Raw genomic sequence first — 26,830 nt, 5'->3', positions numbered from 1 at the left:
GTTCGAAGAAGAAGGAGAATCTATATGTGGTATCGAACACACACACGACGGCAAGATCGTGCCGTCCATCTTCCAAGAGAAGGAGGCGAGGACGGTGGCGAAAAAGGCTAAGAAGGCCGCTAAGAAGAAGGGCAAGTAGCCGCCCTGCGCTTGCCCCAAAGAGACGGCGGGTCTAACCGCCGTCTCTTTGTTTGTGATCGCAGCCTGCGCTCACCCCGGACCGCTCCTAGCCGAAAGCGTTGAAGCCCGTAAGATCACGGCCCAGTATGAGCGTGTGGATGTCGTAGGTGCCCTCGTAGGTGTCCACGGATTCCAGATTGGCGGAGTGGCGCATCGCGTGGTATTCGAGCGTGATGCCGTACGCGCCGAGGATCGAGCGGGCGGCGCGCGCGATCTCAAGCGCCACGCGGACGTTGTTGCGCTTGGCCAGCGAGACCTGCGTGTGCCGCATCAGCCCCTGATCCTTGAGCTGTCCCAGGCGGTAGACAAGGAGCTGCGCCTTGGTTAACTCGGTAAGCATGTCCGCCAGCCGTGCCTGGATGATCTGCGTCGCGGCGATCGGCCGGCCGAACGCGATGCGATCTCGCGCGTAGCCCAGAGCCTCCTCGAAGCAGGCCGTGGCCGCTCCCACGGCGCCCCACGCGATTCCGTAGCGCGCCTGGGTCAGGCAGGAGAGCGGCGCCTTCAGGCCCTTTGCATCGGGCAGGCGGGCGTCGTCGCCCAGGCGCACGCCGTCGAGCACCAGCTCAGAGGTATCGGACGCGCGCATGCTGGCCTTTGTCTTCAACTCGTGCGCCGAGAAGCCGGGCGTGCCCCGCTCAACGAGGAACCCCAGGATCTCGCCACCGTCGTCCTTGGCCCAGACCACCGCCACGTCCGCGAGCGACCCGCTGGTGATCCACATCTTGGAGCCCGTCAGTTCCCATTCGTCCCCGCGGCGCCTGGCGCGGGTCTGCATCGCAGCGGGATCGGAGCCCGCCGACGGTTCGGTCAGGCCGAAGCAGCCGATGGCCTCTCCGTGCGCCAGGCGCGGGAGCCAGTGCCGCCGCTGTGCCTCGCTGCCGTAGGCGTAGATAGGATACATGACGAGCGAACCCTGCACCGAGGCAAACGAACGCAGCCCCGAGTCGCCCCGCTCCAGTTCCTGGAGGATCAGTCCGTAGGCGACATTGTTTATCCCCGCTGCGCCGTACTCGCTGGGCAGATTGGCACCCAGCACTCCCAGGTCCCCCAACTCCTTGACCAAGTGTTGGGGGAACTCGCCCCGCAGCCACCAGCCTCCGATGTGCGGTAGGACTTCGCGGTCCACGAAGCGGCGGACCGTATCGCGCACCAGGCGCTCGTCATCGGAGAGCAACCCATCCAGCATGTAATAGTCGGCCGGTCGTGCCAAGAGTTCTTCCACGCGGCAACCTCCCGTAGTACGGCGTCCCCTCGATTCTATGGGATGGAGGGTGGCCGGGGAAGGGTTCCGCGGCGGGATCCGGAACCCTTTCATCATGTCCGCGTCACGGATCATCCGCATAAGTGTCGGCGGCGTCGAGGCAATCGCCGGGCTCGGAGCCACGCGCACCGCCGATGCGATTTGGGAGGCGCTTCCGATCGAGGGCCGCGCGAACCGCTGGGGAGACGAGATCTACTTCCGCATTGGGCTCGGCCTGCCCGAAGAGGACGCACGGGAGGTCGTGGAGGTGGGCGATCTCGGGTACTGGCCCCCGGGGCAGGCGTTCTGCGTCTTCTTCGGCCCCACCCCGGCCAGCCAGGGGACCGAGCCCCGCGCGGCGAGCCCGGTGAACGTGTTCGGGCGCATCGAGGGCGACGCCACCCTGTTTCGGGAAGTGCGCGATGGAGCCCGAGTCGCTCTGGATCGGGTCGAAGCCCCGGAGATCTCCCCCACGAAAGGCTGATCCACCCTTCCGGCGCCAGCCGGCACCAGGTTCCAAATATGAGGAGGACTCGGTTCCGCCATGTCGAACAACCCTTGATGGCAATCGTTTTCCATCTATCCATGAGCGTGGCGCGCTTTTGATGATTCTGACGCCGGAGGCCTGCAGGTGACCGCGACGATCCGGGAGGTGGCTGAGGCAGCTCGAGTATCGGTCGCCACTGTTTCACGGGTCGTGAGCAAGAGCGATCACCGGGTCGCAGCGGCGACGCGCAGCCGGGTGCTGGCCGCCGTGGCGCGACTGCGTTATCAACCCAACCTTGTGGCTCAGGGCCTGAAGAACCGCGTCACCCGCACGATCGGCCTGATCGTGCCCGACATCAGCAACCCTTTCTTTCCGGCGATCGTTCGTGGAATCGAGGACGTCGCAAACCAGGCCGGCTTCGCGGTCCTGCTGTGCAACACCTACGAGGATCTTGCCAAGGAGCGCAGTTATCTCGCATTGCTGCGAAAGCGCATGGTGGACGGCTTTATCTTCACCACGGTGGGCGCCAACACCGAGCACCTGAGGATGCTGCGGCGCCAGCGGATGCACGCGGTGCTGATCGCCCGGGCCCCGGACGGGGTGGACATGGATGCAGTGCTGGTGGACAACCGTCGGGGGGAGCGCGAGGCGGTCGAGCACCTGCTGCGTCTCGGTCACCGGCGCATCGCCTTCATCGGAGGGCCGGCGACCCTGCCGGTGGCCAGGGAGCGTCTGGCCGGCTATCGGGATGCCCTCGGCGCCTCTGGGGTACGGTTCGACCCCACTCTGGTCTTCGACGGCGGTTTTCGTCCCGAAGGCGGCGCCGCGGCGGTTGAAGCGCTTGTGCGCCAGCGGGTGAAGTTCACGGCCATCGTAGCCGCCAACGACCTGATGGCAATCGGGGCAATGGAGGATCTCCATCGCCGTGGGCGTCGGCTCCCCGGCGACGTCGCGGTGGTTGGATTCGACGACATCACCTTCGCCTCGCTCGTTGAACCTCCGCTTACGACCGTAGCGCAGCCCAAGTACCAGATGGGTCGCCTGGCAATGGAGCGGCTGCTGGAACTGCTCAACGGCGGGGCATCCCGGCCGCGCCGGTTGGTGCTGGAACCGCGACTCGTTGTTCGGGAATCATGTGGGGCAAATCTTACGCGCACCCAGAGCAAGTGACCTAACTAAGGAGGGGATGGAGAGATGAAGGGCTTGTTGCTAGAAGCCGAGTGGAAGCCGCGCGACGGCTACAAGGTGAGCGAGTTTGAGCGCACCACCGGGAAGGCGGTCACCGGCAGTAGTGTTTGGCACCGTCCCAAGCTGCGCCTAGCAGACCTGCCTGACGCTCCGCTCGGCCCGAAGGACGTGAGGCTACGGGTCCGGGCGTGCGGTATCTGCGGCTCGGACGTGCACTTCTACGAGACCGACAAGGACGGCTACATGCTCTACCCCGGGCTGACCAAGTTCCCGGCATTCCTCGGCCACGAGTTCTCCGGCGAGGTCGCTGAGGTTGGCTCCGAGGTCACAGATCTGGTCGTGGGCGACATGGTTACCGCAGAGGAGATGATCTGGTGCGGCGAGTGCGTTCCCTGCCGCAACGGATATCCCAATCAGTGCCTGCAGCTCGAGGAGATCGGCTTCACGATCCACGGCGCCATGGCCGAGTTCATCGTAATCGGCGCCAAGTACTGCTGGAAGATTAACGAACTGGCCGAGGTCTACGGCAGCATGGATCGCGCCTACGAGGCCGGCGCGGTGTGCGAACCCACCTGCGTGTCCTACAATGCTATGTTCTCCAGGGCCGGCGGTTTCAAGCCGGGCGGGTACGTTACGGTCTTTGGAACAGGGCCGATCGGGCTGGCCGGGGTCGCCCTTGCCAAGGCGGCAGGAGCGGGCCGCGTCATCGCGTTCGATGTTTCCCCGGCGCGACGGGAGCTGGCCAAGAAGATGGGCGCCGACTTCGCCTACGACCCCGTTGATCTCGGGCGTCAGGGAACAAGACCGCGCGACGTGATCATGGAAGCCACCAAGGGCGAAGGGGCCGACCTGCACTTCGAGGCCGCGGGGTCTCCGCCGCTGACCATCCCCGAGATGGAAGCGAGCATGGCCGTGGGCGGCAAGATAGTGATCATCGGCCGGGCCTCCGAACGCGTGCCGATGTACCTTGAGAACTTCCAGACCCGCGCGGCGCAGTTGTACGGCGCGCAGGGCCACTCGGGATACGGGAACTTCCCGTCGGTGATACGGTTGATGGCGGCGCGCCGGATTGACATGACGCAGATTGTCACGAACCGGTTCCCGCTTGATCGCGGGGTAGAGGCCATACAGACGGCCACCAAGCGGGAGGGCGGCAAGATCCTCGTGCTGCCATGAAGCGATTCGGACTGAACGGCGCCACCACCGGTGAGCACGTTGACATCGAGACCGACATCCGGGTGGCTGGAGAGGCCGGGTATCAGGCCGTTGAGCTGAGGGACACGAAGATCGAGCGGTACCTCGGTTCGGGCGGCACGCTTCCCGCCCTGCGCGGCCGGCTCCGCGATGCCGGCGTGGAGGTGCTCAGCATCAACGCGTTGGAAGACTCGACGCTCCGGACCGGCGCGCGCCTGGAGGAGATCCTGGCGCGTTGCCGGGTCTTCTGTGAGTGGGCCCGGGCCCTGGACGCGCCGTATGTAGTGGCGGTGCCCAGCTTCCTGGCCCAGGGTGAGGCGGGTTCCATGGACGCAGGGATGCGGTCGCAGACTGTCGCGGCGCTGGCCGCCATGGCCGCCGTCGCCAGGGCGTTTGGGGTGAAGGTCGGGTTTGAGTTCCTTGGATTCCCTACGTGCTCGGTCAATACCCTGCGCGCTGCCAGGGGCATCCTCGACGAGGTGGGGGATCCCATCGTAGGCCTCGTCGTTGACGCGTTTCACTTCTACGCGGGCGGGTCACGGCTGGAGGACCTGGAAGGCCTTGACGGCTCCCGCGTCTTCATCGTCCACCTAGACGACGCCGAGCCCGGCGACCCTGCAGGCCTGGGTGATTCCCATCGGCTGCTGCCGGGCGAGGGGGTCATTCCCCTGAAACCCATGATCGCGCGGCTGGAGGATGCGGGATATCGCGGCGCCTACTCCCTCGAGCTGTTCCGGCCGGAGTACTGGGCCTGGCCCCCTGCCGAGATCGCGCGGCGCGGGCACGACAGCATGGTGCGACTGTTTGCCTGAGAGCCAAAGGAGCGAGGAGATGAGCATCAGGGTTGGTGTGCTGGGAGCAGGATTCATCGGCCGGATCCACGCGCTGATTTTGAAGCGGGATCCGCGCGTGGAGTTGGTTGGGATCGCGGACGTGGCGCCGGCCGCTGCAGCGCGTCTGGCGGCTGAGGTGGAAACGACACCGTCGGATGGGCTGCCTGCCCTGATGGATGCCGGCGCGCAGGCGGTCTTCATCTGCACGCCCAACGTGCAACATGTGGAGCCCGTGGTCACCGCGCTGAACGCGGGGCTGCACGTCTTCTCCGAGAAGCCGATGGCGACCTCGCTCGACGGCGCCCGGACGATCCGGGACGCGGCCGGGCGGGCGAAGGGCGTCTATCAGATCGGGTTCAACCGGCGGTTCTCCAACGTATACCGGTTTGCCAAGCAGCGTATCGAGGAAGGCCGCGTTGTGCCCCGTCTGGCACAGATGAAGCACAACCGGGGAGAGCTGCAGCAACCGGTCTGGACGGGCGACCGGTCGGTGACCGGCGGGTACCTGTACGAGACGCCCGTGCACCTGTTTGACATGGGGCGGTTCCTGTTCGGCGATGTCGCCGAGGTCACCGGCAGCGCCCGCCAGAGCGCCTACGAGGAACTCGACGGGTTTACCTTGCTTTTCAAGTTCCACAGCGGCCTGGTGGCGTCCGTGACAAGCGTGGCGCACACGTCCTGGCTGTTTCCGTACGAACGGGTTGAGATCTACGGCGTCCACTCGACGATCGTGACCGAGGAGCTGGAGCGCGCGTGGTTCAGCCCTGGGGTTCGAGAGCAGGTTGAGGCCGTGGACTGCTTCCACATGCCCTTCGATCAGAAGTGGGGCTACATCGAGCAGGACAGGTTGTTCATTGATGCCGCCCTCGGCGAAAAGCCCCCGGCGGTGACCGCCGAGGACGGCTACCGGGCGACAGAGCTGGTGGAAGCCGTCTACCGCGCGGTGCGGGGCGGTGGCGTGGTGCGGTTACCCCTTGATGGGTGAGATGGCGGGCGATCGAGTGCGCTGCCGGCTCCTGGTGGTAGACATAGACGGGACGCTGGTAAACGCCGCCCGTGAGATAACGCCTCAGGTGCGGGCGGCCGTTGCGGCGGCGCAGTCGCGCGGCGTCCGCGTGTGTCTGGCCACCGGCCGCATCTGGCCGTCGGCGAAGCAGTTCGTCGAGCGGTTGGGCGCCGATTCACCCGCTATTCTGTACAACGGCGGCCTGGTCTACGATTTCGCTCACGATGAGATCTGGTTGCACAGGCCGCTGGCACTGGATCAGGCGAAGGACGTCCTGCGCATCCTGCGTCGGCACCCCACCGTGCAGCCGCACCTATACACGGACGATCGTGTCTACGTCCCGGCGATGAACGAGCTCACGGAGACCTACCAGGGCAAGGACGGCCTGCGTGCCGAGCCGGTGGGCGACCTGGCCGACTGGCTGAAGAAGGACCCGATGAAGATCCTCATCATTGGGGAGCGGCCTGCGCTGGAAGCGGTCGTAGGTGACATCCATCTGTTGCCCTATCCGGTGAATCACGTCTTCTCGGAGACCATCTACCTGGAGATCCTGCCCCCAGGCGTGGACAAAGGCACGGCGCTGCAGGCGGCGGCGGCGCGTTTGGGACTGCGCAGAGAAGAGATCATCGCCGTCGGCGACAACCTGAACGACCTTGCGATGATTGAGTACGCCGGGCTGGGGGTGGCGATGGCGAACGCCCCCGAGGCCCTGCGCGCCCGTGCGGACTACGTGGCTCCCAGCAACAACGATCACGGTCTCCAGGAGGTGATCGAGCGATTCATTCTGGCACCCGGGGAAAGGGCATGAAGGTCGGCGAAGGCACGTCGTGCGGTTGAACAAGATCAGTATCGGAGGAGGGGAGAGCATGAAGCGATTGATCGCAATGGGATTGCTGCTGGCGCTCGTGCTGGTCGGCGTGGGAACCACTCAGGCGCAGCCGACCAGGATCATCGTCTACTCAGCCCTGCCGGATCTCGAGACCACGATGGTGAACCGCGAGTTCACCAGGCGGACGGGCATCTCGGTGGAGGCCCTCAGCGTTGCCGCAGCCGGTACGATCGCGGCGCGGATTCGAGCCGAGAAAGACAAGCCGCGCGCCGACATCTTCACGGGCGGCTCCCGGGACTTCCACATCCCGCTGGCGCGCGAGGGCCTGCTACTGGCCTACAAGTCGCCGGCGTTTGCCGAGGCCAAGGTCAGCCCGGTCTACATCGATCCCAATGGGTTCTGGCACGGTTGGTATCTTGGAGCCCTGGCGATTATCATCAACACCGACCGGTGGGACCGTGAAATGGTCCCGCGCCGCGTGCCCAAGCCGGCCACTTGGGACGATTTCCTCCGGCCGGAGTTCAGAGGGCACTTCATCATGCCGAGCCCGATCACGACCGGTGGCGGCTACATCTTCGTTGCCGCGCAAATCTTCCGTCTGGGCGAGGATCGCGCATGGGCATACCTGCGCGCCCTGAATGCCAACGCCTCGCAGTTCACGCCCACCGCACCCGGCACCATCACCCTGCTGGCCCGCGGCGAGGGCATAGTGGGCATGCAGTGGGCGCATGAGGGTATAGGCGCCCGTTTGGCAGGGATGCAACCGCTGGAGACCATCGTCCCGCCTGATACCGGGTTTGAGGTGGGCGCCGTTTCCATTATCAAGGGCGGTCCGAACCCAGAGGGAGCCAAGGCCTACGTAGACTTCCTGGCCAGTCGGACCCCGCAGGACATCAACGCCAAGTTCGGGTACCGCTACCCGGTGCGGGCCGACGTGCCGGTGCCCATGGGGGCAACTAGGTTCGAGGACTTGAAGTTCGTCAAGTACGACCTCGCCTGGTCTATCGAGAACATGACTCGGGTTCGCGAGCGATGGACGCGGGAGATCGGGCGCTAGTAGTGCGCGCATGTTGCCGAATCCTCTGCGGGGTGTGCCCCGGCACTTGTTCAGTGTCCGGGGCCACCCCTGAGGGATGGTGGCAGAGTCTGTGGCCGTGATCCGCTGGGGAGAGGTCCGGCGTCAGGCCGGTGATCCCGGTGTCGCGCTTGCCTTCATCGGCGCTGCGCTCATGCTTGGGCTCTTCGTGCTGTATCCGGCCTTTCGTGTGCTGGTCTATCCGGCACTGCAGGACTACCTGGATATTCCCAAGAGCGTACGATGGATGCAGGCGGCCCGCAACAGCATGGTGATGATGGTGATCTCCACCCTGACGGCGACGCTCTCAGGACTGATTTTCGCCTTTGCCGTCACCCGCCCGGACGTGCCCGGACGGCGTTTCTTCCGCAACATCGCTGTGCTGCCCATATTTGCCCCCCCGTTCATGGTGGCATTTGCCTACATCCTGATGTTTGGTCGGCAGGGACTGATCACAAAGACAGTTCTGGGGCTCGACGCCAACATCTTTGGTTGGCACGGGCTGTGGCTCGTCCAGACTGTGGCGTTCTTTCCCCTGGCGATGCTCATCATCATCGGGGTGCTGGAGGGGATCAATCCCAGCATGGAGCATGCCGCCAGGAATCTGGGCGCCGACGAATGGGCTGTAGTCCGTACGATCTCGCTTGCCCTTGCCCGGCCCGGGATCGCCGGCGCGGCGCTCGTGGTCGCCATCTCGGTGCTGGCCGATTTCGGCAACGCGGTCGTCATTGCGGGCGGCTTCCCGCTGCTGGCCACCGAGGCGTGGTTCCGCATGGAGGGGCTGGCAGACCTGAAGGGCGCGGCGCTCGTGGTGGCAATGTTGATCGTCCCCACGACCTGCCTGTTCCTGCTCGAGCGTTACTGGGTGAGCCGCAGGGTCTACACCACGGTGACCGGGAGGGGGTCTCGGGTCGAGCGGCCGCCGACCCACCCCGTGCTGAAATGGGGCACCTTCCTGTTCTGTGTCCTGATGAGCCTAATGGTCGGGTTGGTGTACTTTGGGGTCGTGGCCGGGTCGCTGACCGCGGTGTGGGGCCGGGACTGGACCTTGTCCCTGACGCACTGGCGCCTGGCGATGGACCGGATTCCGACCCTGTGGGCGAGCGTGAAGATCGGCGCGATGGCCGGCATCATCACCGGTGTGGTGGGCGTCGCGGTGGCGTTCCTGACCTCACGCCGCCTGCCCCTGAGGCACGTGCTGGACTTTCTGGCCGTCCTGCCCGGTGCTCTGCCCGGGGTGTTCATCGGTGTGGGCTTCGTGCTGGCTTTCAACCGCCCGCCGGTCGAACTGGTCGGGACCCCCTGGATCCTGGCGCTGGCCCTTGCCTTCTGGCACCTTCCGATGGGATATCAGGCCGCGGTGGCAACGCTCAAGCAGGTCGAGCGGTCCATTGAGGAAGCGGCGACGAATCTAGGGGCCAGCGGGATGCGCGTCCTCTGGGACATCTACGTGCCGCTGCTGCGGCCTGCCTTTCTGGGAGCGTTCACCGTGTCGTTCATACGGTCGGTGACCAACGTCAGCATTGTTGTGTTTCTGGTCACGCCGGGCAACATCGTGGCGACCTTCGCCATTCTGAACATGATCGGAAACGGGATCTGGGGCGGCGCCGCGGCCCTGACCACCATGCTCCTGCTGATTACCTTCGCCTCGGTAGGCATGGCACAGGCCGTGGTGGGCAGGACGATGCGCTCGACGCCAATGGGATGAGGGACATGACGGAGGCACACGTACGGTTTGTGAATGTCACCAAGCGCCTGGGTACGACGCTGGCGGTGGACCGCGTGTCCCTGGACGTGCCCGAGGGGAACTTCACCACGCTGCTGGGGCCCTCAGGTTGCGGCAAGACCACCACGCTTCGAATGGTGGCCGGGTTCTACCACCCCGACGCCGGGGAGATCTACGTGCGTGACGTCCCGGTCACCAACATCCCCGCGCACCGCCGCAACACCGCGATGGTCTTTCAGGAGTACGCGCTGTTCCCGCACATGACCGTGGCGGAGAACGTCGGGTACGGCCTGCGCATGCGACGCGTCGAGTCCACCCAGGCCCGGCGTCGGATCGGCGGCGTGCTGGACCTGGTCGGGCTGGCGGGCCAGGAGTCCAAGTTCCCTCACCAGCTCTCCGGAGGCCAGCAGCAGCGCGTGGCACTGGCGCGGGCACTTGTGGTCGAGCCGGAGGTGCTGCTGCTCGACGAGCCGCTCTCCAACCTGGACGCCAAGCTGCGCGTCCGAGTGCGGACTGAGATACGCAGCCTTCAGCAGACGCTGGGCAAGACCACGATCTACGTGACCCACGACCAAGAGGAAGCCCTTTCCATCTCCGATCGCATCGCCGTGATGAACCAGGGCCGGATTGTCCAGGTTGGGGCGCCGCAGGAGATCTACTACCGGCCTGCCGACCGGTTCGTGGCCGATTTCGTGGGGCTGGCCAACTTCGCGCCGGTGCAGGTGGTCGCCCCCGGCCGAGTTCGCCTGGACGAGGTCGTCCTGCCCGTCGAGAGTGCCGTGAAACCTGGTCCGGCGCTGCTGGTCGTGCGCCCAGAGACCGTGTCGTTGGCGGCCTCGTTCCCCACGGCACCCGGCCTGTCGGCCCTCCGAGGGAGGGTGAAGACCGTGGCGTTCCTGGGCGGGCTAGCGAGGTACTGGGTTGAGGCAGTTGGCAGGGAGTGGATCGTGGACCACGCCGCGCCCGGCGAGCAATTGCTGAGCGGCGAAGTCTACCTGACGCTGGCACCGGAACGAATGCACGTGCTCTACGAACACGAGGTCACTCACGATGGGGAGGGTCAGGCATGAGCAAGTGGCAACTCCCGCCTCCGGGCGGGCACATGGATAGGCGCACGGGCGTCTACGTGCAGAACATGACGATGCGCGACATTGACGAGCGATTGGAGAAGAACGATGTGCTCATCGTTCCGCTCGGCGCCACGGAGGCACACGGGCCCAACGCGCCGATCGGGGAGGACATCTTCCTGGTGGCCAGGATGGCCGAGGCGGTAGCGGAGCGCACCGGCTGCACGGTCTCCCAACCGCTGTGGTTTGGATCGCACCCCTATCACCACCTCGGGATGCCGGGGACGGTCGTGATCCCAGAGGACGTCTTCTGCAGCTTCGTGCGCTCGATGATCGCGGGCTTCTGGAACATGGGGTTCCGCAAGCAGATCCTGCTCAACGGGCACGGTCAGGAGTTTGTGATCCCGGTTGCCATCCATCAGTTCGGCAAGCGCTACCGCGTGCCCGCGCTGATCGTCAACGTGAACTGGTATCATGCCGTTCCCGACTACTTCAAAACCAAGGCGGACGGCGGGCCGTACGAGACCCAGTTCATCCACGCCGACGAGGTCGAGACCTCGTGGTGCATGGCGCTGTTCCCCGAACTGATGAAGCAGGAGTGGGCGGTGGACAACAAGCCGTTTGGTTTCCTGCCGGAGGGTCACGTGGACAAGGCCGGGAACTTGATGCGGCGCCCGATCAACTGGTACGGACACATAGGCGCGGGCCCGATCGAAGTCAAGGCATACCCCGAGGGTGTGGTCGGCAGGCCTACTCTGGCCTCCGCGGAAAAGGCCCAGCCTGGCGTCGAGGCGCTGCTCGACTACCTTGAGAAGCTGGTCACCGACATCCTGAAGACCTTCCCGCCCGGAGTGCTGCCGCCGGTAGAGTACGTGACCGAGCGGGACAAGGAGGAGATCGAGGCCGTGCTCAAGGGCCCGACCAAGGGCGGCAAGAGCATCTACTCGCTTGCGTACCCGCCATAAGGAGCGCAACGCGAATGCCGGCGACCGTGGGCACGGGCGCGTGAAACTCAGTCTCGTCATCTCCGTCGAGGAGACCGCTTTCGACGCCGTGGCGATCCGGGGCGGCTGGGAGGCAGGCGTGGCCCGCCTGGCCGCCCTTGGATTCGACGGCGCGGAACTGGCGATTCGCGATACCGCGGTGCTCGATGTGGGGCGACTTGAGGCCGTGGTGCGCGACGCGAACCTGGTGGTGCCGGCCATAGGGACCGGTCAGGCGTTTCTGCGGGACGGGTTGAGTCTGTCCAGCCTGGACGCCGCGGTACGCCGGGCTGCCACGGCCCGCCTGATGGGACACGTGCGTCTGGCGGCCCGGCTGGATAGCCTGGTCATCATCGGGCTCATCCGTGGGCGGGCCGAGGGTGGGCATGCGGCGACGACTGCCCGGTTCCTTGAGGGTATCGGCCCGGTCCTGGATGCGGCGGCCTCCGCCGGCGTCCGCCTGGTTATTGAGCCGATCAACCGCTACGAGACCGACTTCCTGGTGACCGTGGAGGAAGCCCTTGAGGTGATCGGCGCGTCCGGCGCCTTACACCTGGGGGTGCTGGCCGATACCTTCCACATGAACATCGAGGAAGTCACGATCGAGGGCGCCCTGGTTGCCGCTGGGGCGCGGCTGTGGCACGTGCACGTCGCCGACAGCAACCGCTGGGCGCCGGGGTTTGGGCACCTCGACTTCGCGGCCATCGTTGACACGCTGGGGCGGTGCGGCTACGCGAGGTTCCTCTCGGCGGAGATTCTGCCCAGGCCGGACCCCGAGGAGGCCGCCCGGCAGACGGTGCGGGCGCTGCGGCCCTTGGTGTCCGTCCGGCGGGGGGAAACCCCGCAAGAGGCGAAGAACTAGTGAGGTGGAAAAGCCGTATTCTCTGGTGGTAGTCAGCATTGCAGAAGGGGAAGTGCCAGCAATGACTTCTTGTTGGGAGGTGGTACGGTGAGACGCTTGCTGACGCTAGGCATGGTTATGCTTCTGGCAACGCTGGGCATCGCCCACGCCGGGCCGGCCGCCGGTCGGGTTACTGTGCTGTGCAGCCCGGCCGTCGAGTGGTGCGACGCCCTCAAGGCCCAGTTCCCGCGGGCCACTGGGATCACGCTCGACTTCGTGCGGATGAGCTCCGGTGAGGCTCTGACCCGCCTGCGCGCCGAGAAGGCGAACCCCAGTTTCGACGTGTGGTTCGGGGGCACCGGCGATCCGCACTTCGTCGCCAACGAGGAGGGACTGACCGAGTTCTTCCGGCCGCGCAACTGGGACGACCTGCGGCCCGAGCTGCGCGACGCGGTAGGGGGCAAGTACATCCCCCTGTACGCGGGCGTTCTCGGCTGGGCGCTGAACCCGAAGCTGCTCCGCGAGAAGAACCTGCCCGAGCCCCGCACATGGAAGGATCTGGCCGACCGGCGCTACAAGGGGCTGGTGGCCTACCCCAACCCGACCACATCGGGCACGGGCTACACCATGGTGGCGACGATGGTTCAACTATACGGTGAGCGCGAGGCGTTCGATGTGCTGAAGCGGATCCACCCCAACGTTACGGAGTACACAAGGGCAGGGGCGGCGCCCGGGGTCCTGACCGGCCGGGGTGAGGTGGCGATAGGTATTACGTTCAACCACGACTCGGTCGTGCAGATCCTGCGCGGGTTCCCGATCACCTACGGGTCGGCCCGCGACGGGACCGGCTACGAGATCGGTGGGATCAGTCTGATAAAGGGTGCGCCCAACCGCGCCAACGGCATTGCGTTCATCGAGTGGGCGCTGTCACCCGATGCCCAGAAGCTGGCAAGCGAGTTTGGCGAGTCCTTCCAGCTCCCGTCAAACGCGAAGTCAACGGTACCCAAGGTTTCACCGCGCTTCCAGGACTTCAACGTCATCAAGTACGACTTCGTCCGGTTCGGCAAGGCCGACGTGCGGGACAAGCTGCTTGAGCGCTGGCTGAAGGAGGTTTTCCCGCTGCCCAAGTAGGCCGTAGGTTGTGCCCCGCAGGTGGGTGGATTCTTCCCCCACCCACCTGCCATCCCGACAGCAGCGTCCGCGCGCCTTTTCCACAGAGGAGGCTTGATGACCAGTTCCACGGTCGCAATCACCCGTCCCTTGTACGCGCCGAGCATGACGCTTCTGGCCTGGGGCGGGCTGGCACTAGCCGGCGGGCTGCTGCTCCCCTGGTTCAGGACCGGCCGGGACCTTGCCAGCTTCGTCGCGGGCACGACCGGGATCGAGCTGCTCGGCTCCGAGCCGACCGTGGCCGCGGCCCTGGCCTGCGCGCTCCTTTCCGCCGTCCTGGGCATGCTGAGGCTGCCGCTGTACCGCCGCGGTCACCTGGCGCTTGTCACAGCTGCGGTAGGGTCCATTCTAGTTGTGCTTGCCCTCGGCGGTCGCGGCCAACCGATGGGTCCGGCGCCCGTGGTCATGTTCCTCTGCTTTCTCTCGCTGGTTGGAACCGGGCTGTCGCTTAGCGGCTACCTGCGCGCCGACGCATTCATCGCTGCGAGCATAGTCTGGGTCGCCGTGTTCGTTGTCCTCTTCATCTTGTACCCGCTGTGGATGGTGCTCCAGGCGAGCGTGGTCGTCAAGGGGCGGTTGACCCTCGAGGTGTTCGGCACGGTATTCCAATCGCCGAACTTCCTGATGATCAACAACCCGTACACGCCCCGGGACGAGATGCGCATAGCCGTGACGTTCGGAGCGGTTGTCGCCGCCGTCGCCGGGCTGGTCGCTGCGGTGCTTGTCCGGAAGCTCCGCCCAGTGGTTCTGTGGGCGGCGGGAAGCGGAATTGTGGGCCTGCTAATGGGCGCGCTCTACCTCGGTTTCGGGGCGGTGCGCAACAGCGTTCTGCTGGCTCTGGTCGTGGGCATCGCCTCCACCGGATTGGGGTTTCTGTTCGCATTGCTGGCCGAGCGGTCCCAGCTCCCCACGCGCCGGCTGCTAGGGCCGATCTCGATCCTGCCGATGATAACCCCGCCATTCGTCCTGGGTCTGGCCATGATCTACCTGTTCGGCCGGCAGGGGTTCATCACGCACTCCGTTCTCGGGATGTCAACCACCGTTTTCTCCGGGCTGCTGGGGTTGTCAATCGCCCAGATCCTGGCATACACGCCGATCGCCTTCCTTCTGCTACAGGGCGTTGTGCGTGCCATGGACGTCGCTCTCGAAGAGGCCTCCGAGACCCTTGGGGCCTCCAACTGGTACACGCTGCGGACGGTCATCTGGCCGCTGGCGCGGCCCGGCATCGCCAACGCCTTTCTGCTGACGGTGATCGAAAGCCTGGCCGACTTCGGCAACCCCGTCGTGATCGGTGGCGGCAAGCCCTATCTGGCGACAGAGGTGTTCTACGCCATCATCGGCCGCTACAACCCCAATGAGGCCGCTGTTTTCGGGGTAGTGCTGCTCAGCATGACGCTGACGATCTTCCTTGTTCAGAGGTACTGGGTGGGCGAGCGGTTCTACGTGACGGTCACAGGCCGGCCCACCCATGCCACGCCGCGCAAGCTGCCCCCGGCCCTTGACTACGCCGTCACCGGCGTGTTCCTGGTCTGGGTGCTGCTGATCGTGCTGCTCTACGGCTCGATATTTGTCGGCAGCGTGACCAAGCTCTGGGGGTTCGACTACACCTTCACGCTCGCGCACGTGAAGGGGTTGTCCCCATCGGGCTGGCACGTCTTCCGGACCACGGCCTCACTGTCGCTCATCGCCGCGCTGCCTTCCACCGTGCTGGGGTTCCTTATCGGCTACCTGGTCACGCGCTACTCGTTCCCGGGCCGGCAGGCGCTGGAGTTTTCCGCGATGCTCTCGTTCGCGGTGCCCGGCACCGTGATGGGGATCGGCTACATCCTGGCATTCAACCAGGGCACGCTCCTGCTCACTGGGACCGAGCTGATCATCATCATGGCCTTCGTCTTCCGGAACATGCCGGTGGCGATCCGCTCCGGGGTGGCGGCGATCCACCAGATAGACCGCTCGCTGGAGGAGTGCTCTACGATGCTGCGGGCCGGTTCGCTGACGACGCTGCGGCGCGTGGTCGCCCCGCTAGTTCAGGCGGCGCTGCTGTCCGGGCTTGTCTTCGCGTTCGTCCGGGCGATGACGGCCGTCAGCCAGGTGATCTTCCTGGTGACCCCCAGGGTGAACCTGAGCACGGCCCTCATCCTGTCATACGTTGAGCACGGCAGCATGGGCAGGGCCGCGGCGCTGTCTTCGGTCCTGGTGATCTTCATGGCTCTTGTGATCATGGCGCTCTACACGCTGACGACCAGACTGGACGTGCGAGCCGGGCGCGGAGCGCAGGCCAAGCCCTAGGAAGCTGAGGTGTAGACGGAGATGGCGGTTCCAGCCACGCAACTCAAGCAGGTTCTGCATCAGGAAGCCTCCCCGGTCCGTTTCGACCACGTCACCAAGCGTTTTGGAACCGTCATGGCCGTGGACGACGTGACGCTGGAAGTCCCGGCCGGTAATCTGGTGACGCTGCTGGGCCCATCGGGCTGCGGGAAGACGACGGCCCTACGTATGATCGCCGGTCTGGAGTGGCCGACCGATGGGCGGGTCTACATCGGCAACGAGGACGTGACCCCGCTGCCTGCTGCCAACCGCAGCGTGACGATGGTGTTTCAGGCCTACGCCCTCTTCCCTCACCTCACTGTCTTCGAGAACATAGCGTACGGCCTTCGGGTGATGCGCCGGCCCCAAGAGGAGATCCGCCACCGCGTCGGCGAGGCGATGAGTCTGGTCGGCCTGCCGGGCCTGGAGCGCCGTGCGCCGGCCCAGCTCTCCGGCGGCCAGCAGCAGCGTGTGGCATTGGCCCGAGCGCTCGTGATGCAGCCCAAGGTGCTGCTCTTCGACGAGCCGCTCTCCAACCTGGACGCCAAGCTCCGCAAGCGCGTCCGCGCCGACATCCGCATGTTGCAGCAAGACCTCGGGATTACCAGCATCTACGTTACGCACGATCAGTCGGAGGCCCTGGCGATCTCCGACATCGTGGTGGTCATGAACCAGGGACGGATCGAGCAGATCGGCACGCCGACCGACCTGTACCGGCGGCCGGCCTCTCGGTTTGTGGCGGACTTCATCGGGGAGGCGAACCTGCTGCCCGCATTTGTCGAGGACGGGACCGTGCGGGTGGGCAGCTACCGGTTTTCCTACCGGCAGCCCGGCATGACCCCGGGCGCGGCCACGCTCATGGTGCGGCCGGAGTCCGTTCAGGTCGAGGTCGGGGGAGAGGGCCTTCCCGGGCGCGTGCAGACCGCGTTCTTCATGGGCACCTACGCCGACTACCTCATCGAAACCGAGGCCGGGGAAGTCAGCGTGGCCGACCCGCGCAGCGTGGACCGGATATACCGGATGGGAACGGAAGTCAGGCTGCTGTTCTCGCCAACGGCCCTCTACCTGCTGCCGCCGGGCGCCTAGGCGCCGGTGCGCGGGGGCACGCGCGCCATGTCCAGCCGCGCGTACGGCGGCAGCGCAGGACCGATTAGCGGTCTGGCGTAAGCCAGGAACGCTTCGGTGACGTCGTTGCCCTCCGGCGCTATGAACTCGTCCGGGACCTTCCTCTCGGCGTTGGCGACGCGCTCGAGCGGCGCCAGTCCGGTGGTCCACCGGTAGGGCTCGGACGACTCACGCACCAGCGTGACCATCGCGCCATCCTGACCCTCGACCGCGTGGCGGACCGCGGCGCGGCCCACCTGATACGCTTCCTCGAGATCAACGGGCGATGCGGCCAGCATTGACACCCGCTGGATCGTTCCGGGTTTGTCCCACCTCGCCTTGATGCCGAGCCCTTCGGCAACGATGTCGCAGAGCACGGCCGCGGCGCCGCCGAGCTGCTTGTGACCAAAACGGTCCACGTCCACCGTCTTGCCGCTGGCCGAGAGATACTCGCCCCGCTCGTCCTTCAGCCCCTCACAGACGGTGATGACCGCGTGGCCGAGCTTCTTGTAGACGCGGTCCACGTCGGAGAGGAAACGGTCGCGCACGAACGGCCGCTCCGGCAGGTAGATCAGGTGAGGCGCGGCATCGGTGTGGTCACGCGCCAGTGCGGTGGCAGCGGTGATCCAGCCGGTGTTGCGGCCCATCGTCTCGACGACCTTGATTGTGTCAACGACGCCGATCGCCTCGGTGTCAAGCCCGGCGTCGCGGACGGCTGTGGCCAGCCAGCGGGCGACGCTGCCGTAACCAGGGCAGTGGTCGGTCTCGACCAGGTCGTTGTCAATCGTCTTGGGGACGCTCATCACGCGCAGCTCGTACCCCCGGTCGGCCGCAAGGCGTCCCAGGCGCCAGGCGGTATCGGCTGAGTCGTTGCCGCCGATGTAGACGAAGTAACGAACCCCGTGGGCTTCCAGCACCCGCAGGAGCTTCTCGTAGTCGGCGTCGCGCAGCTTGTGCCGGCACGATCCCAGCGCCGCCGAGGGGGTGGAGCGCAGCCCGGCAATCGTGGCGGCGCTCTGGCGTCCCAGGTCGATCAACTCCTCCCCCAGGAGCCCCTCGACGCCGTGCACCATCCCATAGATCTCCTCGATCGCGTCGTGCTCCAGCGCCTCGAGGACCACTCCGGAGAGGCTGCTGTTGATGACCGCGGTGGGGCCTCCGGACTGCCCGACAACCAGGTTTCCACGCAGGAGTTCCATGGCTGCTACCTCGCCTGACCCATCAGCCGCGTGAAGAAGTCGGCATCGCGATCGCGTGCCGCGGGCATGGCGGAGGTCGCCTGCGCCGCGTCCCATCCGCGGTGCACGATCCCTGCCACCCCGTGCGCCACGGCCCGGGGATCGTCGCATCCAGGGAAGGTCACGTTGCGGCCCACCAGCGCACCGCGGATCGTTGCGCCGGCGCGCATCCCCGAGGCGAACTCGGTGAAGATGCCGGTAGGATCGCCCTTGGATTCGCCGCCCAGCATTAGGATGGGACATGTGGTTGCCCGAGCGATAAGCTCGTAGCGCTCGCAGTAGGGGATCTTCAGCCATGTTCCCAGCGACGACTTCCCCAGCCCCGAGGCGACGCCTATGACCTTGACCAGCTCCGGCGCCAGCTTGAGCATCTTGTACTTGCCCTCGCTCTTCTGCACGGCCAGGCACTCCAGGAATGCCGGGATGTTCAGGTCGTACAGCCGGTCGAGTGCCTTCACGCAGTAGTCAATCGTCCATCCAGAGGCCGGCTCTGAGGGTTCCAGGCGGAACATCAGCTTGGCGCCGTCGAGGCGCAACTCCGCGATCCGCTCCGGCGTGAAGGCGGTCATTCGGTCATCCATTTCAAACGCCGCCCCGGCGAGCCCGCCCCGGTTCATGCAGCCCAACAGCACTTTGTTGTCGAGGAACGAGGGGCCGCCCATCTCCCTGACCATGTGGTTGACGATGAACAGCTCTTCCATGATGTCCGGGGTGGCCATCAGGCCGTCGGCGTCAGGCGCGGTCAGGACCCGAAGGATCCTGCTCAGCAGTGCCCACCGGTTGCCCATGGCGATTGGGTCATCCCCGACACCGGCGACGTTGCGGGCCGGGTGGTCGGCCGCCAGGATGACCAGCCGGCCGCCTGTGGTCAGTTGCGCGCGCTTCAGCCGCCGTTCGGCCTCCTGCTGCACAATCCCGGGCCGGGTGATCCGCAGCTCCGTGATGCGGTCGAACAAGCTCGCGGGGAAGAACTTCTCTGGCGAAAAGACGTAGGAGCCGATATCGTAGACTGCCGCTGACATTTCCATCCCTCCTGCTTAGTGAACCCTATTACCATTGCGCTTCTCGCGCGCGGGTGCGTTCCCCTGCCGAGGTCACGGATGTAGTTGCCGGGAGCGAACAGGGCCGTATACTGTGAGGGGGTAACAGTCCACCGTCGGGGAGGCGCCATGCCGCGTTTTGCCGCAAACCTCACGTTCCTGTGGTCAGATCGTCCCTTCATTGCCCGCTTCGATTCCGCTGCCCGCGCCGGATTCGGCGCGGTCGAGTACATGTTCCCCTATGCCGAGGACATAGATGCCATCGCCGGCGAGTTGCGCCGACTTAAGCTCCGACAGGCGCTGTTCAACCTTCCTGCCGGGGACTGGGCCGCCGGCGAGCGCGGCATCGCGGTGGACCCGGGACGGCGCGGCGAGTTTAGGGAAGGCGTTCGCCTGGCCGTTGAGGTCGCCCGCCGCCTGGGTTGCCCGCGCGTCAACTGCCTTGTAGGGAAGCAGATGGAGAGCGTACCGCTGGCCGAGCAGTGGGCGTGCCTGGTTGACAACCTCAAGAGCGCGGCCGCGGCCTTCGAGGAGGTAGGGCTGGTCCTCCTGGCCGAGCCGGTTAACACCTTTGACATCCCCGGGTTCTTCCTGCGCACGACCTCCGAGGCGTTCCAGCTTCAGGAAGCGGTCGGCGCCGCCAACCTCAAGGTGCAGTTCGATGTCTACCACGTGCAGCGCATGGAGGGCAACCTGGCCCATACGCTCCGGAACAACATCGGCCGGATCGGCCACATCCAGGTCGCCGATTCCCCTGACCGCAACCAGCCAGGTACAGGAGAGATTAACTTCGGCTACCTCTTCCGCGTCCTCGACCGCACCGACTATGCGGGCGACGTCGGGCTGGAGTACCGCCCGGCCGGCACCACCGATGAGTCGTTCGGCTGGATTGAGGCGCTGGGCTACACGCGCTCCTAGAGCGGGATCCAAGAGGGAGGCAACACAATGGCAGACCGGATTGGTTTCATTGGGCTGGGGATCATGGGCAAGCCGATGTCACTCCACCTGCTGGGGGCCGGGTATCCCGTGGTCGTCCACGACCTCGCGCGCACGGCGGTAGACGAGCTGGTGGCGGCAGGGGCCACCGACGGGGGATCATCACGGGCGGTGGCAGAGCAGAGCGACATAGTCATCACGATGCTGCCCGACTCCCCGGAGGTGCGCCAGGTCATCCTCGGGCCTGACGGGGTGATTGAGGGCGTGCGCGCGGGCCAGGCCGTTGTGGACATGAGCACCATCTCCCCTCTTGCCAGCCGCGAGGTGGCTCAGGCCCTGGCTGCAAAGGGCGTGACCGCGCTCGACGCGCCGGTCAGCGGCGGGCAGAAGGGAGCCGTCGAGGCGACGCTCTCCATCATGGTGGGAGGGCCCAGCGCCACATTCGAGCGGGTGCTGCCCGTCTTCCAAGTCATGGGCAAGAACATCGTGCACATCGGTGAAGAGCCCGGCTCCGGCCAGGTCACCAAGACCTGCAACCAGATCGTCGTCGGCATCACGATAATGGCGGTTGCCGAGGCGCTCACGCTGGCCCGCAAGGCCGGTGTGGACGTAGCAAAGGTTCGCCAGGCGCTGTTGGGAGGATTCGCACAGAGCCGGATCCTCGACCTCCACGGCCAGCGCATCATCGATCGCAACTTCGCGCCGGGCTTCCGCATCAAACTCCATCAGAAGGATCTGGGGATCGCGATGGCCTCGGGCAAGGCCTACGGTGTGCCCCTTCTCGCGACCGCTCTGGTGCACGAGGTTCTGGGATCGCTCGTGGCGCAGGGGCACCAGGATCTCGATCATTCCGGAATTGCCAGGTTCGTCGAGGCGCTGGCCGGTATGGAGGACTAACGGCCCCGGCGCAGGGCGGCCGGGCGGGCCGCTCCCTGTTGTAGTCGCACCAGACGCGCCCGCACCTGGTCCTCCAGAGCGGTTGCGATCGGGTTGCCGGTGGCCGCCAGCCATTCGGCCACGGTCGCGGCTTCCTCAAGCGCGGCGGCGGCATGGGCCGGTTGCTTCAGCCTCCGCTGCTGCACCTTAGCGACCTCGATAAGGGTCCGCACGCGCCAGGACCCGCGAACGCCGGCGGCATGTTCCCACAGCGCCAGCAGTTCCTCCCAGCGTGCTGCGCGGCGCAACAGCCGGGCCAGCCGCGAGGCGATGCGCCAGCGCGAGGCGGGGTCGTCCTCGGCCTCCAGCGCCCGGCGCAGCGCGGTCTCCGCGTTCCCGATCAGGGCGCGGCCGATCGTGTCGCCGTCGAGCGCCGCCGCGGCCGCCCGCAGCCGCAGCACGCCCAGGCCCTCCCAGTCCACCGGTTGTGGCGGATCCACGCCGTCCTCTACCCACCGGCGCACCTTCCGGCGCAGGTGTAGCAGGCTGAGGACGTCGTGGCGGTTGTGCTCGAAGACCGGTTCCAGCGACGCGGCATCCCCGGTGCGCAGGTAGTCGAGGTAGAGACCTGGGATCTGGGCCGCGTCAACATCATCGGTGCGGTCAATGCCGAGTACTTGCCGCTCGATCACCGAGAGCCGGTAGGTACCCAGCGGCCTGTACCACAACCGCCGCGCCGCGCCGATCAGGTCGTGGTGCTCGGGAGGAGCCTCCAGCGGCGTCCGGTTGATGATCCCCCGCGCCTCCAGGATCGGCCAGTCGAACCTCCGGCCGTTGAACGTAACGAGCGTCTCCACCGCGACCAGGCGCTCGCGCAACGCGTCCAGCATGGCAGCCTCGCCGGAGAGGCGGCGCAGGAAATACTGCTCGGTGACCACCTCGCCGTCCGCAAGGAAGGCCAGGCCCACCAGAAACGGCGTGGTGCCGGTACCACCCGCAAGGCCCGTGGTCTCGGTGTCGAGAAACAGGGCGCTCGCATCCGCCGGATGCGGCTGCTCCCGGCCGAAGAACTCGCCGGCGTCGCGCCTGTTGCGGCGTACCTCGAAGGCCGGTCCGTCCCACCCGGCCGTCCGCGCCGCGGGCGCTCGGACGGCGGTCCCCAGCATTGCCAGCCTATCGGCGAGCGTCTGGGATGAGCCGGGCATCGAGGATCTCCAGCGCGAGGGCCTTGCCGGTGCCCCCGACCTCCAGTACCGGCCCGACGCACGATGGGCAGCCGGAGTCGCACGGGCACGCCGCGATCAGATCGCGGGCGGCAGATAGCACCTGGTGGTGCATCCGGTACAGCCGCTCCGCGAAGCCGACCCCGCCCGGGAAGGCGTCATAGAGGAAGACCGTCGGCCGGTCGGTGTGCGGCGAATGTACCTCGTAGGTGCGACCGAGGTCGCGCGGATCGCACATCAGAAACAGCGCGGCGACGTGCGCCAGGGAATGAGAGAGCCCTATCAACAGCCCCTGCAGTTCGTGCTGGGGCACCGGTAGTTCGGGGAGCGCCAGCCAGTAGGCCGTGGTGTGCAGCGTGGATTCGCTCAGGTGGATCGGGCCCCAGCCCACGTTCTCGTGCCCCTCGAGCGTCAGCTTCTTGAAGATCGTCGGCCGGTAGGTGACCACAACCTCACCGTGGGCCGGTCCGCCGCGGACCATCCCGGTATGGGGGCGGCCTGGAGCCGCCGCGCGCCCCTCAGCCGCGCCCGGGGCGAACTCCGTCAGCACCCGGATGTCAACCGCGATCTGGGCGGTGGTGTAGTAGTCCACGTCTACGCGGTGGACGTATGCCTTTCGTTCTTCCCACTCGAGCCGGTCCACGTGGTACTGCTGGCCCAGGTGCAGGTAGATCGCGTCCTCGTGCACGAGTCCGGGAGCGCTGGCCAGGTCCACCTCGCCCACGACCCGGGGCGCGGGATCCGTGGTGTCAATGATCACCACGTTCTCGGTGGAGGCGCTGCGCAGCGAGACGTCTTGGGCCGGATACGCGTCGGCCACGTAGTGCCAGCGGTCATCTTCCCGGTGCACGATTCGCTGCGACTGCAGGTAGTCCAGGACCTCGGGCAGGGTGCTGGGTCCGAACCGCTCGCCGCTCTCGATAGGCAGCTCGAACGCCGCACAGCGCACGTGGCTGGTCAGGATGTAGAGGTTGTCGGGGTTGACCAGTCCGGCCTCCGGCGACTGCCCGAAGAAGTACTCGGGATGCCGCACAATGTACTGATCGAGCGGGTCGCTGGTGGCGATCAGGATCGCCGCGGACAGGTCCTGCGTGCGGCCTGCGCGTCCCGCCTGCTGCCAGGTTGAGGCCACCGTGCCGGGATACCCGACCAGCAGCGCCGCCTGCAGACGGCCGATGTCAATACCGAGCTCCAGCGCATTGGTGGCGGCGACGGCCAGCACGCTTCCGTCCCTGAGCCCCTTCTCGATGGCCCGCCGCTCGGACGGCAGGTAGCCCGCGCGGTAGCCGGCGATGCGTTCCGGGGGGATCTGATGGCCGGATGCGACCGCCTGAAACCGGGTGGTCAGGAGCTCACAGGCACGGCGGCTGCGCGCGAACGCGATCAGCGGGATCCGGTTGCGGATGAACTCACCGGCCATCCTGCCGGCCTCGGAGAGCGCGTCCCGGCGGATGCCCAACTCACGATTGATCACCGGCGGATTGTAGAACGCGATGACCTTTGGGCCTGAGGGCGCGCCATTGTCGTCCACCAGCGTAACCTCTTCCTCCAGCAGGCGTTCGGCAAGTTCCTTCGGGTTGCCGATCGTGGCCGAGGTGAAGATCACCTGGGGTGTGCTGCCGTAGAAGCGGCAGATGCGCCGCAGCCGCCGGAGCACGTTGGCAACGTGGCTGCCGAACACCCCGCGGTAGGTGTGCAGCTCGTCAACAACGACGTAGCGGAGGTTCTCGAACAGCCGCAGCCACTTCGTGTGGTGCGGCAGGATCGCCGCGTGCAGCATGTCGGGGTTTGTGACCACAACGTGACCGGCGGTCCTGATTACCCGCCGTGCCGCGCCGGGCGTATCACCATCGTAGGTGGAGGCCTTGATGTCCGCCTCCAGCGCGGTGACCAGCGTCTGCAGCTCGTCCACCTGGTCCATGGAGAGGGCCTTGGTTGGAAACAGGTAGAGCGCACGGGTCTGGGGGGCCGCCAACAACGTGTTGAGGACCGGCAGGTTGTAGCAGAGCGTCTTGCCCGACGCGGTCGGCGTGACGACCACCAGGTGCCGGCCCGACCTGGCGATCTCGAAAGCCTGAGCCTGGTGCGTGTAGAGCCGCTCGATGCCCGCGTGCCGAAGCGCCGAAGCCAGTCGGCCGTCCACATCGGCAGGGATCGGCTCGTACCGGCCCGGCCGCTCCGGGACCTGGTGCCAGGCGGTGATGTGCCGGGCCCACGCAGGCTCGGTGTGCAGCGCGGTCAGGATCTGCTCGAGTGTCATTCCATCACCATGGTACGAACACAGGTTCGACAGCGGACAGGCCGGCCTCCTTCTGTGCAAGGAGGCCACTTGGGACGGGGGCGGGGCTAGACTCGTGCGGCGCGGATGAGACCCAGGGCTATCAGGGCGAGGAAGGCCACAGCGGTAAGGGCTACCCAGGGTCCTGCCTGGCTGAGGGCCCGCACAGCCAGGACCCATCCTATAGCAAGGCCGATAAGGCTTATCAGCAATCCGTGGACGGTTGAGGTCATCTTGTCTCCAGATGCAACGTTGTCACACGGGTTATGCCCAGGGTTCTTCGGGTTCAGTCGCGGCCGCAGTGGTTCTGCGAAACCCCTCCGTGTCAACATGAGGTGAGACAACTTCCCCGCCGAAACTACTGACCCACGAGGGCGAGGAAGGAGAGCCTTACGATGGCGATCAGTCTACCGTGGCCGCTTCCCACGGCGGCCTGGATCAACCGACCGCAGATCCACAACGACCACGAAGGAGGTGAGGCGACCGGGGGAGCCTAATTCACAAAGGAACTTGTCTCAGAGGTGTTGACACGTTCCGATCGGTCCGAACAGGAGCCACGCATGTGAGAAGATGTAGCTGGGGGCGAGCGCCGAACTTGGACCTGAAATAGGCCCGTGTTTTCATGGTTCCCACACACAGGAGCTCACCCGGTATGAAGCAGCGAAGCCAGACACAGCCTGAAGATACAATCCACATCTATTGCGACGAGAGCTGTCACCTCGAGAATGATGGACAGCCCATCATGGTCTTGGGAGCCCTGTGGTGTCCGTTCCTGAAGGTTAGGGGGATAGCCGGTAGACTGCGCGAGATTAAGGTGAAGCATGGCCTTGATAGGCGGTTTGAAATCAAATGGACGAAGGTCTCGAAAGCCAAACAGAACTTCTATCTAGAGATTCTTGACTACTTCTTCAATGACGACGACCTCCACTTCCGAGCCCTGGTAGTTTCGGACAAGTCAAGACTGCGACACAGTGACTTTGGTCAGGACCATGATACGTGGTACTACAAGATGTTCTTCGAATTGCTGAAGGCGTTGCTCAGTCCAGAGGGCCACTATCGCATCTTCCTTGACACAAAGGACACACGCAGCGCGGCGAAGGTCGCAAAGCTCCACGAGGTCCTGTGCAACAACATGTATGACTTCAGTCGAGAGGTCATATCTTCAATACAGACAGTGCGATCACATGAAGTTGAGCACCTTCAGCTTGCCGATCTGCTTACTGGTGTGATCAGCTATGCGAATCGGGGTCTAAGCACCAATCCTGGCAAGGTGGCACTTGTGGATAGCATGCGTGCCCAGTCAAGATACAGCCTGGTCCGAACGACGCTGCTGCGGGAGGAGAAAGTGAACATCTTCCTCTGGCAACCGCGGGGGGACTAGGCGTGAGCGACGATGTCAACGCTGGATGGCTCCCTGATCTCATCCTACTAGAGGAACATGAGGGGGACTGGAGTCGATACCTCTGGGCAATCTACGAATACTTCTGCGCGGATTTCGTGCGCTCCCGACCGGCTTTTGATGGAAAGCAGGTGAGCATAAAGGAGTATCCAAGGCTTGACAGCAAGGAGTTCTGCTTCTGGCACCTCATAAGCGAGGGGTCTTCTGAAGAGGAACGAGTACCTGAACTTCGGCGATGTGAACGAATCCGATGGCCCCGGCCGATCATTGAGGTCTTTCCAGACCTGACACGCATAAAGACATGGCATGGCCGACGAGGTGATCAAGTCAGAGTTGTCATCTCCTTGAGCGATTTCAGCTATGTCGTCGTTCTCATTCCACGCAGGAGCCATGTTCTGCTTCTCACTGCCTATCCTGTCGAAAGAGAACACCGGAAGACCAAACTCCGGAAGGAGTATGAAGATGCCCAAAAGAGGCTAGCGCCGCCAACAAACAGCGGCGCTAGTACTCCTTCCACGCATGGTGGATGAGCTAATCCCATAGTTCTACAGACAGGACGAAAAGTCAAGCCCTCATTTGATACTTTGTAATAGGTCAATGATTTTGT

The 26,830-nt window shown here is 65.4% G+C and carries 24 protein-coding genes; 18 read left to right on the top strand and 6 right to left on the bottom strand.

What is annotated here, in order from left to right; translation table 11 throughout:
• Positions 1–226: 226 nt before the first annotated feature.
• Positions 227–1,369, bottom strand: coding sequence for an acyl-CoA dehydrogenase family protein (locus RDU83_04615; protein ID MDQ7840295.1), 1,143 nt, complete (start codon positions 1,367–1,369; stop codon positions 227–229).
• A 130-nt stretch (positions 1,370–1,499) separates the two neighbouring features.
• Between RDU83_04615 and RDU83_04610 the strand changes: the two genes are divergently transcribed.
• The 14 genes from RDU83_04610 (at position 1,500) to RDU83_04545 (ending at position 17,215) form a co-directional block, all read left to right on the top strand.
• Positions 1,500–1,907 carry a cyclophilin-like fold protein gene (locus RDU83_04610; GenBank protein ID MDQ7840294.1) on the top strand — a complete coding sequence of 136 codons (408 nt, stop codon included), beginning with the start codon at positions 1,500–1,502 and terminating at the stop codon, positions 1,905–1,907.
• A gap of 147 nt (positions 1,908–2,054) precedes the next feature.
• Positions 2,055–3,080 (top strand): LacI family DNA-binding transcriptional regulator, encoded by a 1,026-nt coding sequence (locus RDU83_04605; protein ID MDQ7840293.1) that lies wholly within the window; start codon positions 2,055–2,057, stop codon positions 3,078–3,080.
• A 24-nt stretch (positions 3,081–3,104) separates the two neighbouring features.
• The gene (gene iolM, locus RDU83_04600; GenBank protein MDQ7840292.1) at positions 3,105–4,274 is read left to right on the top strand and encodes a scyllo-inosose 3-dehydrogenase; all 1,170 of its coding nucleotides are present in this window, start codon (positions 3,105–3,107) and stop codon (positions 4,272–4,274) included.
• A complete protein-coding gene (locus RDU83_04595; protein MDQ7840291.1) occupies positions 4,271–5,104 on the top strand; it encodes a sugar phosphate isomerase/epimerase in 834 nt (277 codons plus the stop codon). The genes iolM and RDU83_04595 overlap by 4 nt, the downstream gene beginning before the upstream one ends.
• Positions 5,105–5,123: 19 nt before the next feature.
• A complete protein-coding gene (locus RDU83_04590) occupies positions 5,124–6,110 on the top strand; it encodes a Gfo/Idh/MocA family oxidoreductase (protein MDQ7840290.1) in 987 nt (328 codons plus the stop codon).
• Positions 6,103–6,939: a Cof-type HAD-IIB family hydrolase gene (locus tag RDU83_04585; GenBank protein MDQ7840289.1), complete on the top strand. Its 837-nt coding sequence runs from the start codon at positions 6,103–6,105 to the stop codon at positions 6,937–6,939. The genes RDU83_04590 and RDU83_04585 overlap by 8 nt, the downstream gene beginning before the upstream one ends.
• A gap of 58 nt (positions 6,940–6,997) precedes the next feature.
• Positions 6,998–8,017, top strand: coding sequence for an ABC transporter substrate-binding protein (locus RDU83_04580; GenBank protein MDQ7840288.1), 1,020 nt, complete (start codon positions 6,998–7,000; stop codon positions 8,015–8,017).
• Between the two features lie 76 nt (positions 8,018–8,093).
• On the top strand, positions 8,094–9,743 hold the full coding sequence (locus tag RDU83_04575; GenBank protein MDQ7840287.1) for an iron ABC transporter permease: 1,650 nt from the start codon (positions 8,094–8,096) through the stop codon (positions 9,741–9,743).
• Positions 9,744–9,748: 5 nt separating this feature from the next.
• Entirely contained in the window at positions 9,749–10,831 is a 1,083-nt protein-coding gene (locus RDU83_04570) for an ABC transporter ATP-binding protein (GenBank protein ID MDQ7840286.1), read from the top strand.
• Entirely contained in the window at positions 10,828–11,793 is a 966-nt protein-coding gene (gene iolN / locus RDU83_04565; GenBank protein ID MDQ7840285.1) for a 3-dehydro-scyllo-inosose hydrolase, read from the top strand. Before RDU83_04570 ends, iolN begins: the two co-directional genes overlap by 4 nt.
• A complete protein-coding gene (gene iolO, locus RDU83_04560; GenBank protein ID MDQ7840284.1) occupies positions 11,777–12,673 on the top strand; it encodes a 5-keto-L-gluconate epimerase in 897 nt (298 codons plus the stop codon). The genes iolN and iolO overlap by 17 nt, the downstream gene beginning before the upstream one ends.
• Positions 12,674–12,760: 87 nt before the next feature.
• On the top strand, positions 12,761–13,783 hold the full coding sequence (locus RDU83_04555; GenBank protein ID MDQ7840283.1) for an ABC transporter substrate-binding protein: 1,023 nt from the start codon (positions 12,761–12,763) through the stop codon (positions 13,781–13,783).
• 96 nt (positions 13,784–13,879) lie between these two features.
• Positions 13,880–16,111, top strand: coding sequence for an iron ABC transporter permease (locus RDU83_04550; protein MDQ7840282.1), 2,232 nt, complete (start codon positions 13,880–13,882; stop codon positions 16,109–16,111).
• A gap of 21 nt (positions 16,112–16,132) precedes the next feature.
• Positions 16,133–17,215, top strand: coding sequence for an ABC transporter ATP-binding protein (locus RDU83_04545; GenBank protein MDQ7840281.1), 1,083 nt, complete (start codon positions 16,133–16,135; stop codon positions 17,213–17,215).
• Here RDU83_04545 and RDU83_04540 read toward each other — a convergent pair.
• Both RDU83_04540 and RDU83_04535 read right to left on the bottom strand, forming a co-directional pair.
• Positions 17,212–18,432 (bottom strand): 6-phosphofructokinase, encoded by a 1,221-nt coding sequence (locus RDU83_04540; GenBank protein ID MDQ7840280.1) that lies wholly within the window; start codon positions 18,430–18,432, stop codon positions 17,212–17,214. The genes RDU83_04545 and RDU83_04540 overlap by 4 nt on opposite strands.
• Before the next feature lie 5 nt (positions 18,433–18,437).
• Complete coding sequence (locus RDU83_04535) at positions 18,438–19,493, bottom strand: hypothetical protein (protein MDQ7840279.1); 1,056 nt, start codon at positions 19,491–19,493, stop codon at positions 18,438–18,440.
• A gap of 147 nt (positions 19,494–19,640) precedes the next feature.
• On the opposite strand from RDU83_04535, the gene RDU83_04530 reads away from it, so the two are divergent.
• Together RDU83_04530 and RDU83_04525 are read left to right on the top strand one after the other, a co-directional pair.
• Entirely contained in the window at positions 19,641–20,429 is a 789-nt protein-coding gene (locus RDU83_04530) for a hydroxypyruvate isomerase family protein (protein ID MDQ7840278.1), read from the top strand.
• Between the two features lie 27 nt (positions 20,430–20,456).
• Positions 20,457–21,344 (top strand): 2-hydroxy-3-oxopropionate reductase, encoded by an 888-nt coding sequence (locus RDU83_04525; protein ID MDQ7840277.1) that lies wholly within the window; start codon positions 20,457–20,459, stop codon positions 21,342–21,344.
• Here RDU83_04525 and RDU83_04520 read toward each other — a convergent pair.
• From RDU83_04520 to RDU83_04510, 3 genes are all read right to left on the bottom strand, one after another.
• Entirely contained in the window at positions 21,341–22,528 is a 1,188-nt protein-coding gene (locus tag RDU83_04520) for a ribonuclease H-like domain-containing protein (protein ID MDQ7840276.1), read from the bottom strand. The genes RDU83_04525 and RDU83_04520 overlap by 4 nt on opposite strands.
• On the bottom strand, positions 22,497–24,806 hold the full coding sequence (locus RDU83_04515; GenBank protein MDQ7840275.1) for a DEAD/DEAH box helicase: 2,310 nt from the start codon (positions 24,804–24,806) through the stop codon (positions 22,497–22,499). The genes RDU83_04520 and RDU83_04515 overlap by 32 nt, the downstream gene beginning before the upstream one ends.
• An 86-nt stretch (positions 24,807–24,892) precedes the next feature.
• Positions 24,893–25,057 (bottom strand): hypothetical protein, encoded by a 165-nt coding sequence (locus tag RDU83_04510; protein MDQ7840274.1) that lies wholly within the window; start codon positions 25,055–25,057, stop codon positions 24,893–24,895.
• 419 nt (positions 25,058–25,476) lie between these two features.
• Here RDU83_04510 and RDU83_04505 point away from each other — a divergent pair, with 419 nt between their 5' ends.
• Positions 25,477–26,205 (top strand): DUF3800 domain-containing protein, encoded by a 729-nt coding sequence (locus tag RDU83_04505; protein MDQ7840273.1) that lies wholly within the window; start codon positions 25,477–25,479, stop codon positions 26,203–26,205.
• Between the two features lie 2 nt (positions 26,206–26,207).
• The gene (locus tag RDU83_04500; protein MDQ7840272.1) at positions 26,208–26,753 is read left to right on the top strand and encodes a hypothetical protein; all 546 of its coding nucleotides are present in this window, start codon (positions 26,208–26,210) and stop codon (positions 26,751–26,753) included.
• The last annotated feature ends 77 nt before the right edge of the window (positions 26,754–26,830 follow it).

This window comes from bacterium (genome assembly GCA_031082185.1).
Classification (GTDB): Bacteria; Sysuimicrobiota; Sysuimicrobiia; order Sysuimicrobiales; family Humicultoraceae; genus VGFA01.
The sequence above is the reverse complement of the archived record's forward strand: the minus strand, read 5'-3'. Positions and strand labels throughout refer to the sequence as shown.